Genomic DNA, 8,709 nt, shown 5'->3' on the forward strand with positions numbered 1-8,709 from the left:
GCCTACGGGCACCGGTCAGCAGACTTCTTCGAGATCCCGCCACTCGCGGCTGTCCGGGCTGTCCGCGACCCAGCCGTCCAGCAGTCCGCGCACCAGTCCGGCCGGTGCCGCTATCCCGCACTCGCGCTCGGGCACCCACAGCTCACCGGCGGTGCGGTGGCCCAGCGGGCCCGGATGCCCCGGCTCGCTGTGGTCGTGCGGGTCGAGGTGCTCGCCGTCGCCCTCGTCGCTCTCCATCCGGCTCTCCGAGCAGGCCCGGCAGAGCAGCCGCACGGACGACGACCAGTCCTCGGCGGCGAACCCGGCGTCGGACGCGAGCTGCTCCAGGGCGTCCCGGTCCGCCTCGGTGGCCGCTTCGAGCAGCACCACCCAGGTGGGTACGGGGGACGGCGCCCACAGCTCGATCTCGTCGAAGACGGGGTACGAGGGCCCGGCCGCGGTGACCCGCTCGCCGTGCGGCACCCCGTCGTGCAGGACGACCTCGCCCCAGCGGCGGCCGGACGACGGCAGCGGGATGGAGAGCACCTCCATCCGGGCCGGATCGAGCCTGCGCCCCCAGACCACCTCGGCCTCGCCCTCCGGCGACAGCCGTACCGCGGCGCTGCCCAGCTCCATGCCGACGGGCTCGCTGTTGGCCGCCGAGGTGTGCTGGCCGGCGCCCGGCACCTTCAGGCCGTACGCCTGCCAGGCGCGGCGCGCCAGCGGCCAGTCCTGCAGCGCCGTGGCCGCGATCCCGACGTTCCACCAGTCCGGAGCGCCGGATTCCTTGTCGAGCAGCGCGACGGCCCTCAGGCCGGCGGCTCTCGCCTGTTCCCAGTCATGCCGGAACTTGTGCAGCAGGGCCAGGTTGAACCACGACTCGGAGAGCCAGGGTTCCAGGTCCGCCGCACGTGTCAGCAGCGCGCCCGCGTCCTCGTACCGGCCGTCGCCGATCAGCGTGAACGCGCGGTCCGTGGCCTGCCGCCAAGAGGCGGACGGCCGATGCCGTACCTTCCCGAAGATCCTCACGATTCCCGCCTGTCCCGACTGGACACCCTCGTTTTCCGCTCTTCTTCGCATCCAACCATGCCGGGCCGGACGCCCGCTCATTACCCATGGGTTACCCATGCGGGACAGGGGCCAGACCGCTCCGGGCCAGGACCCGGGCCAGTGATTCCACGACCTCGGGCCGGCAGTCGCGGACGGTCCCCGGCCCGAGCCGTTCCAGCGCGCCCGGCGGCCCGATGAGACCTTCCCCGGAGAGGTCGTCGTATGCGTGGACGGCCCCGACGATCCTGGCGGACAGCGGCTGCTCACGGTAGGGGTCGGCCCGCCGTTCCGCCACGACCGCGGCCTCGGGGCCCACCCCGGTCCGCCGGACCCCGGCCCCGCCGAGCAGCGCGATCCGGCGCTGCTCGGTGAGGGGCGGGGCGGCCGTTCGGCCGCGACCAGGAGAGGAGCCGTCCGGGGCGGCCAGCACGAGGCCGAAGGCCAGGGCGGCGGCGCAGGCCGGGCAGCAAGGGGTATGGGAAGCCGGGAGGTAGGCCGATGCGGATGCGGGTGCCGGGGCGGGGCCGCCGAGCGTGCCGATGCCGATGCCGTCGAGCGTGGCCGGTGCCGCCGAGCAGACCGTGGACGGACGAGGCCGCCCAGGCGGTGACGGCGAGCCGCGCGGCCCGCCGGACGCGCCGTACGGTGGCGGGCACCATGACCAATGGAGGTGCCACGTCGGCGAGTTGGGTGCGCGGCCGAGGGGCAACGGCCGGATTGACGCATTCGGGTGATGTGCCGGAGACGTGGACACATACGAGGGGGCGCCCCTACGCGTGGCGCCCGCCGGGCCTCATTCCTTGGCGGCGGTCGGCTGACCGGACTCCGACGCCGTCACATCCTGCTCGGGCACCGCCTGCCCCGAGCGGATCAGGTCGATCCTGCCCATCACCTTGGAACGCAGATCGCTCGGCACGTCGTCCTGGCCGCAGCAGCGTTTCACCAGCTTCTTCACGGCCTGTTCCAGACCGTACTTCTCCAGGCACGGGGAGCACTCCTCGAAGTGCACCTCGAACTTGGTGCAGTCACTGTCGGGCATCTCGTGGTCGAGAAACTCATACAGATGATCGAGGACCTCTGAGCAGTCCGTCTCGTGCGGCTCTCCGCAGCTCATGAGCCCGAGCCTTTCCGATCGTCCGACTCTCCGGCACCGGCCGGGACGAGCCCGCGCTCACGGGCGTAGTCCTCCAGCATGCCGCGCAACTGGCGGCGGCCCCGGTGCAGTCGGGACATCACCGTACCGATGGGAGTCCCCATGATGTCCGCGATCTCCTTGTAGGCAAAGCCCTCTACATCGGCGAGATACACGGCGATGCGGAACTCTTCGGGGATCGCCTGCAGAGCGGACTTCACATCCGAGTCCGGCAGGTGGTCGAGCGCCTGCGACTCGGCGGAGCGCAGACCGGTCGACATGTGCGACTCGGCGCGCGCCAGCTGCCAGTCCTCGATCTCTTCGGCGGCGCTGCGCTGAGGTTCACGCTGCTTCTTGCGGTACGAATTGATGAACGTGTTGGTGAGGATGCGGTACATCCACGCCTTGAGGTTCGTGCCCTCGCGGAACTGGTGGAAGGAGCCGTACGCCTTGGCATACGTCTCCTGGACCAGGTCCTCGGCGTCCGCGGGGTTGCGCGTCATGCGCAGCGCGGCCGAGTACATCTGGTCGAGGAAACCGAGAGCGTCCCGCTCGAAGCGCGCGTTGCGCTCGGCGGTCGTCTCCTGCGCGCGGCCGTCGTCGGTCCCTGTGTCGGTCCCAGTGACCGGACCCACCTCCTCCAACGCTGTGGCGGAGCCGAAACCGGACCCGCTCGAATCGGAGAATAGTCGACCTTGCTTGGAGGCGGGCTGTCGATCCGATCCGCTCAGCGCTCGCTCGGGAGTGGTCTTGGCCGCATGCAGCACCGTCCACTCCAGGTCAGCGGCGTTCGAGCGGCGCGGGCAGATGGTCGAACCCATGCGACGGACTCCCTCTCCACGTACGACGTTGATGTACCGATGACACGCACAACAGTGGCCCCTGGCTCAACATTCCCGGGGGTCGTCACACGAGCGCGGACAGCCACCCGGTCACAGCGGTGGTCAGGAACTCCATCGCCTGGTCCTCGGTCGGGCCGGACTTCTTCGGTACGGCGAACCCGTGGTCGGCGTACGGCACCTCGGTGAGCTCGTACTCCCCCGGAGGGAACTCGGCGGGCCGCCCGAACGGGTCGTTGCCGCCCTGTACGACGAGTACGGGTACGCCGGCCCCGAGGAGCTCGTCCTCGCGGGACTTCTCCGGCTTTCCCGGTGGGTGCAGCGGGAAGGCGAGCGCGAGGACGGCGTGGGCGCCGAGCTCCGCCGCCGTCCGGCAGGCCACCCTCGCCCCGGCGCTGCGTCCTCCCGCGACGACGGGCAGCCCGGCGGCGGTGAGCGCGGGCCACAGGCCCCGCCACCCGGTGTCCAGGGTCTTCGGGGCGGGCGCGACCTTCTTCCCGGCGACCCGCCACGGCTGCTCCACCAGGGCGACGGTCACCCCGTGGGCGGGCAGCGCGGCGGCCAGGGCCCGGAGGTCACGGGTCTCGACGCCGCCGCCCGCGCCATGGCCGACGGCGAGCACCAGCCGGGCACCCCGGGTGTGCTTCGCCGGGCACCAGGTGATCCTGGCCGGCCCGGCCTCGGTGTCGACCGTCTCGGTCTCGCGCTCGCGGTGTGTCTCTGCGGTGGTCACGCGCCCCATCCTTCCCGGTGAGCGGTCAGAAGAGCGTCCCCGCCTCCGGCGCGGCCAGTTCCTCCAGCAGTTCGGGGCCGTTGTTGCGGACGTTGCTGACGGCCGTGGCGACCGGGTACGCCCGCATCAGCCCGCCCGGCGGCGGTGCGAGCAGCGCCCGCAGTTCCCCGGTGTCGGTGCGCGACGGGTCGAGCCAGGCGTCCCACCGGTCCGGGGTCAGCATCAGCGGCATCCGGGGGTGGATGTCGGCGAGCGCGGCCGGGCCCTCGGCGGGGGCGACGGCGAGCGGGGTGGTCTCCGCCTCGGTCGTGATCACCGAGCAGGTCGCCCACCAGGCCATCGGGTGGTCGTCCGGCAGGGTCCGGTCGCGCCAGAACTCGTACAGCCCGGCCATCGCGAAGACCGATCCGTCGGCGGGTGTCACGAAGTACGGCTGCTTGCGCGGCCGCTTCTTCTTCCCCTTCTCCTCCAGCTGCCGTTCGTCCGCGCCGGTGACCCACTCGTAGTAGCCGTCGGCGGGCAGGATGCAGCGCCGGGAGAGGAAGGGGCGGCGGAAGGACGGCTTTTCGTGGACGGTCTCCGCACGGGCGTTGATCATGCGGGCGGCGCCCTCGGGGGACTTCGCCCAGGACGGCACGAGCCCCCATTTCAGGGCGCGCAACTGGCGAACCGGACGCTGATCGTCTGCGTCTTTCAATGGACGTTCCAGTACGGCGTAGACCTCCTTGGTCGGCGCCACGTTCCAATCGGGCGCCAGGGCCTCCGCCGGTTCCCACTTCTCGACCCGGAAGAGTCCGGTCAGGTCCTCGGGCCGCCGACTCGCTGCATACCGTCCGCACATGAGTGCCAGACTGCCACGACCGCCACGACGGCAGGACGCCGATACCGCAAGGAGCCGCCCGCACCATGGACAGCACCGATCTGGGCAATCTGTGGGACCGCGTCTTCGGCACCCAGCCCCTCCCCGAGCAGTGGCTGGTGGTGGTGACCGGCACGCTCGCGCTGATCGCCGTCGTGCCGAACCCGATATGGCGGCTGACCCGCAACGCGGTCACCATCGCGCACGAGGGCGGCCACGGGCTGATCGCGCTGTGCACCGGACGGCAGCTGTCCGGCATCCGGCTGCACTCGGACACCAGCGGGTTGACGGTCAGCCGCGGCAGGCCGACCGGCATCGGGATGATCCTGACCGCGGCGGCGGGCTACACCGCCCCGCCGCTGCTGGGCCTGGGCGGGGCATGGCTGCTGGTCGCCGGCCGGATCACGCTGTTCCTGTGGCTGGCCACCGCGCTGCTCGCGGTGATGCTGGTGATGATCCGCAATGTGTACGGGGCGCTGGCGGTGATCTTCACCGGATCGGCCTTCCTGCTGGTGTCCTGGCTGGCCTCGCCCGCGGTGCAGTCGTTGTTCGCCTGCACCGCGGTCTGGTTCCTGCTGCTCGGCGGCGTACGCCCGGCCTTCGAGCTCCAGTCGAAGCGGCGGCACGGGGGTGCGCCGGACTCGGACGCGGACCAGTTGTCGCGGCTGACCGACGTGCCGGCCGCACTCTGGCTGTTCCTCTTCCACGCGGTGTCGCTCTGCTCGCTGATCGGCGGCGGGCGCTGGCTGCTCGGTATGTGAGCGCCGGCCGTCGCGCCGGCATCGGCCCCGCGACGGCCGGCAGCGGTCCGACGGCGCCTTACCACGATCGCGTTACACCCCGATTTCGTCATGTTTGATCGAGATTCGGGTTTGCGGTGAACCACTAAAGTGAGATCCATGACCGAAAGTTCCGTGCACCCCGCCCTCTGGCCCGCCCCGCATGCGAGTGGAGCCGTCGACGCGACCGTCACCGTGCCCGGATCGAAATCGGTCACCAATCGCGCGCTCGTCCTCGCCGCTCTCGCCGCCGAGCCCGGCTGGCTGCGCCGCCCGCTGCGCTCCCGCGACACCCTGCTGATGGCCGAGGCGCTGCGCGCGATGGGCGTCGGCATCGAGGAAGGCGTCGGCCCGGACGGCTCCGGCGAGGCCTGGCGGGTCATCCCGGCCGGACTGCACGGCCCGACCACGATCGACGTCGGCAACGCCGGGACGGTCATGCGTTTCCTGCCGCCGGTCGCGGCCCTCGCCGACGGCCCGGTCCACTTCGACGGCGACCCCCGTTCGTACGAGCGCCCGCTGAACGGCGTGATCGACGCGCTGCGGGTGCTCGGCGCCCGGATCGACGACGACGGACGCGGCTCGCTGCCGATGACCGTGCACGGCAGCGGTGCGCTGGACGGCGGAGCGGTGGCGGTCGACGCCTCCTCGTCCTCCCAGTTCGTCTCGGCGCTGCTGCTGTCGGCGCCGCACTTCAACCAGGGGGTGGAGGTGCGCCACACCGGCGCCAGGCTCCCCTCGATGCCGCACATCCGGATGACCGTCGACATGCTGCGGGCCGTCGGCGCCCAGGTAGACGAGCCGGAGACGGGCGGCGAGCCGAACGTCTGGCGGGTCTCCCACTCCGCCCTGCTCGGCCGCGATCTGACCATCGAGCCCGATCTCTCCAATGCCCAGCCGTTCCTCGCGGCCGCACTGGTCACCGGCGGCCGGGTCACCATCCCCGACTGGCCGGAGCGCACCACTCAGCCGGGCGACGCGCTGCGGGAGATCTTCACCGCGATGGGCGGCAGCTGCGAGCTGACCGAGCACGGCCTCACCTTCACCGGTTCGGGCCGTGTCCACGGCATCGACGTCGACCTCGGCGAGGTCGGCGAGCTCACCCCGGGCATCGCGGCGGTCGCGGCCCTCGCCGACGGCCCGTCCACCCTGAGCGGCGTCGCCCATCTGCGGCTGCACGAGACGGACCGGCTCGCCGCGCTCACCAAGGAGATCAACGAGCTCGGCGGCGATGTCACCGAGACCGCCGACGGGCTCCACATCCGCCCGCGACCGCTGCACGGCGGTACCTTCCATACGTACGACGACCACCGGATGGCCACCGCGGGGTCGATCATCGGCCTTGCCGTCCCCGGAGTGGAGATCGAGAACGTGGCGACAACCGCCAAGACCCTGCCGGACTTCCCGCAGATGTGGACCGGAATGCTCGGGGCCTGAGAGATGCGCCGCTACGGCAAGAACCCCGACGAGGACGACATCCGGTTCCGCCCCAACCCGAAGGGCAACCGGCCTCGTACGCACACCCGTCCCAAGCACGAGGACGCCGAGGACGGCATGGTCCTCACCGTCGACCGCGGCCGCCTCACCTGCCTCGTCGACGGCCGTACGGTCATGGCGATGAAGGCCCGCGAGCTGGGCCGGAAGGCCGCCGTGGTGGGTGACACCGTCTCCCTCGTCGGCGATCTGTCCGGCGACAAGGACACCCTCGCCCGGATCGTCCGCATCGGTGAGCGCCGCTCGGTGCTGCGCCGGACCGCGGACGACGACGATCCGTTCGAGCGGGTGGTCGTCGCCAACGCCGACCAGCTGGCGATCGTCACCGCGCTCGCCGATCCGGAACCCCGGCCGCGGATGATCGACCGCTGTCTCGTCGCCGCGTACGACGGCGGGCTCTCCCCGCTCCTCGTCCTCACCAAGTCCGACCTCGCCTCCCCGGACAAACTGCTGGAGGCGTACACGCCGCTGGGCGTCCCGTTCATCGTCACCAGCCGCGAGGAGCTGGAGAACGGCGACGCGGCCGAGCGGGTCCGCGAGCAGCTGCACGACCGGGTCACGGCCTTCGTCGGGCACTCCGGTGTCGGAAAGACGACGCTGGTCAACGCACTCGTGCCAAAGGACCGGCGGCGTACGACAGGGGTCGTCAACGCGGTCACCGGCCGTGGCCGGCACACCACCACATCGGCGCTGGCGCTCCCGCTGCCCGACTACCGCGGCTGGGTGATCGACACCCCCGGCGTCCGCTCCTTCGGGCTGAACCACATCGATCCGTCCCGGGTGATCCACGCGTTCCCGGACCTGGAGCCCGGCACCGAGGAGTGCCCCCGCGGCTGCACCCACGACAGCCATGAACCGGAATGCGCTCTGGACGCCTGGGTGGCGGACGGCCACGCCGATCCGGCGCGACTGGACTCGCTGCGGCGGTTGCTCTCCACCCGGGAACGACGCGAAGGCGACTGATCCGGGCACGTTTGCGATCGGATGAGACCGGTAAATGCATAATCACGCCCATCGGGGCAAGGCGGTCACCGACGTGGGAGGGCACTGACGATGGCGTGGCTGCTGGTCGTGGTCGCGGGGATCCTGGAGACCGGCTTCGCCGTCTGCCTGAAGCTCTCGCACGGGTTCACCCGGCTCTGGCCGACCATCGCGTTCTGCGTCTTCGCCCTCGGCAGCTTCGGCCTGCTGACGCTGTCGCTGAAGAAACTCGACGTGGGGCCCGCCTACGCCGTGTGGACCGGCATCGGTGCGGCGGGCACCGCGATCTACGGCATGGTCTTCCTCGACGACGTGGTCTCCACCCTCAAGCTGGTCTCGATCTCCCTGGTGATCGTCGGGGTGATCGGGCTGCAGCTCTCGGGCTCGTCCCACTGACCGCCCGGCGCACTCACTCCGTGACGACCGCACGCGGGAAGGGGCCCGCGGCCGCGGGACAAGAGGGGCAGCAGAACGGCCCGGGGCTGCGCCCGGGTACCCGGCCCTGCAGGCCACCGCGCGTCCGGCCCGGTCGGCGCCGGCTGTGCCAAGGTCGGCAGGCTCACGCCGGGACCGGCGTTCATCCGGCCGGGAGCCGCTCCACCAACTCGCGCACCAGCGGCGCCGTCTCCCCCTCCCTGCCCCGCCCGGCCTCCGGGGAAGCCGGGACCAGCGCGTAGCTCAGCGCGAGCCGCAGCGCGATCTCGCAGGTCGCGGCCAGTACCTCCGGGTCGTGGGGGGGGGGGGCCCCCCCCCCGGGGGGGCCCCCCCCCCCCCCGGCCGGGGGGGGGGGGTGGGGGGGGGGGGGGGGGGGGGGGGGCCCCCCCCCCCCCCCGCCCCCCGCGCCGCCCCCGGACGCGGCCCAG

At 72.0% G+C, this 8,709-nt stretch carries 10 protein-coding genes; 4 read left to right on the forward strand and 6 right to left on the reverse strand.

The genetic code is table 11. From position 1 onward, the window contains the following. Nucleotides 1-15: 15 nt before the first annotated feature. The 6 genes from ACIOMQ_RS35835 to ACIOMQ_RS35860 form a co-directional block, all read right to left on the reverse strand. A complete protein-coding gene (locus tag ACIOMQ_RS35835; RefSeq protein ID WP_072483827.1) occupies nucleotides 16-1,008 on the reverse strand; it encodes a hypothetical protein in 993 nt (330 codons plus the stop codon). A gap of 91 nt (nucleotides 1,009-1,099) precedes the next feature. Then, nucleotides 1,100-1,459 (reverse strand): hypothetical protein, encoded by a 360-nt coding sequence (locus ACIOMQ_RS35840; protein WP_402191933.1) that lies wholly within the window; start codon nucleotides 1,457-1,459, stop codon nucleotides 1,100-1,102. 363 nt (nucleotides 1,460-1,822) lie between these two features. Beyond that, nucleotides 1,823-2,143, reverse strand: coding sequence for a mycothiol system anti-sigma-R factor (rsrA, locus tag ACIOMQ_RS35845; RefSeq protein ID WP_362200685.1), 321 nt, complete (start codon nucleotides 2,141-2,143; stop codon nucleotides 1,823-1,825). Continuing rightward, on the reverse strand, nucleotides 2,140-2,796 hold the full coding sequence (locus ACIOMQ_RS35850) for a sigma-70 family RNA polymerase sigma factor (protein WP_189273941.1): 657 nt from the start codon (nucleotides 2,794-2,796) through the stop codon (nucleotides 2,140-2,142). The genes rsrA and ACIOMQ_RS35850 overlap by 4 nt, the downstream gene beginning before the upstream one ends. Nucleotides 2,797-3,067: 271 nt before the next feature. Beyond that, nucleotides 3,068-3,733, reverse strand: a complete 666-nt coding sequence (locus ACIOMQ_RS35855) for an alpha/beta family hydrolase (protein WP_401261158.1) — start codon at nucleotides 3,731-3,733, stop codon at nucleotides 3,068-3,070. A gap of 25 nt (nucleotides 3,734-3,758) precedes the next feature. Next, the gene (locus ACIOMQ_RS35860) at nucleotides 3,759-4,574 is read right to left on the reverse strand and encodes an SOS response-associated peptidase (protein ID WP_362200679.1); all 816 of its coding nucleotides are present in this window, start codon (nucleotides 4,572-4,574) and stop codon (nucleotides 3,759-3,761) included. A 65-nt stretch (nucleotides 4,575-4,639) separates the two neighbouring features. Between ACIOMQ_RS35860 and ACIOMQ_RS35865 the strand changes: the two genes are divergently transcribed. From ACIOMQ_RS35865 to ACIOMQ_RS35880, 4 genes are all read left to right on the forward strand, one after another. Next, nucleotides 4,640-5,353: a M50 family metallopeptidase gene (locus ACIOMQ_RS35865; protein ID WP_362200676.1), complete on the forward strand. Its 714-nt coding sequence runs from the start codon at nucleotides 4,640-4,642 to the stop codon at nucleotides 5,351-5,353. 138 nt (nucleotides 5,354-5,491) lie between these two features. Further along, on the forward strand, nucleotides 5,492-6,808 hold the full coding sequence (gene aroA, locus ACIOMQ_RS35870; RefSeq protein ID WP_401938274.1) for a 3-phosphoshikimate 1-carboxyvinyltransferase: 1,317 nt from the start codon (nucleotides 5,492-5,494) through the stop codon (nucleotides 6,806-6,808). Nucleotides 6,809-6,811: 3 nt separating this feature from the next. Further along, entirely contained in the window at nucleotides 6,812-7,828 is a 1,017-nt protein-coding gene (rsgA, locus tag ACIOMQ_RS35875; RefSeq protein WP_362200670.1) for a ribosome small subunit-dependent GTPase A, read from the forward strand. Between the two features lie 90 nt (nucleotides 7,829-7,918). After that, the gene (locus ACIOMQ_RS35880; protein WP_362200667.1) at nucleotides 7,919-8,242 is read left to right on the forward strand and encodes a multidrug efflux SMR transporter; all 324 of its coding nucleotides are present in this window, start codon (nucleotides 7,919-7,921) and stop codon (nucleotides 8,240-8,242) included. Nucleotides 8,243-8,709: the final 467 nt, after the last annotated feature.

Source organism: Streptomyces sp. NPDC087845, from assembly GCF_044742755.1.
Taxonomy (GTDB): Bacteria; Actinomycetota; Actinomycetes; order Streptomycetales; family Streptomycetaceae; genus Streptomyces.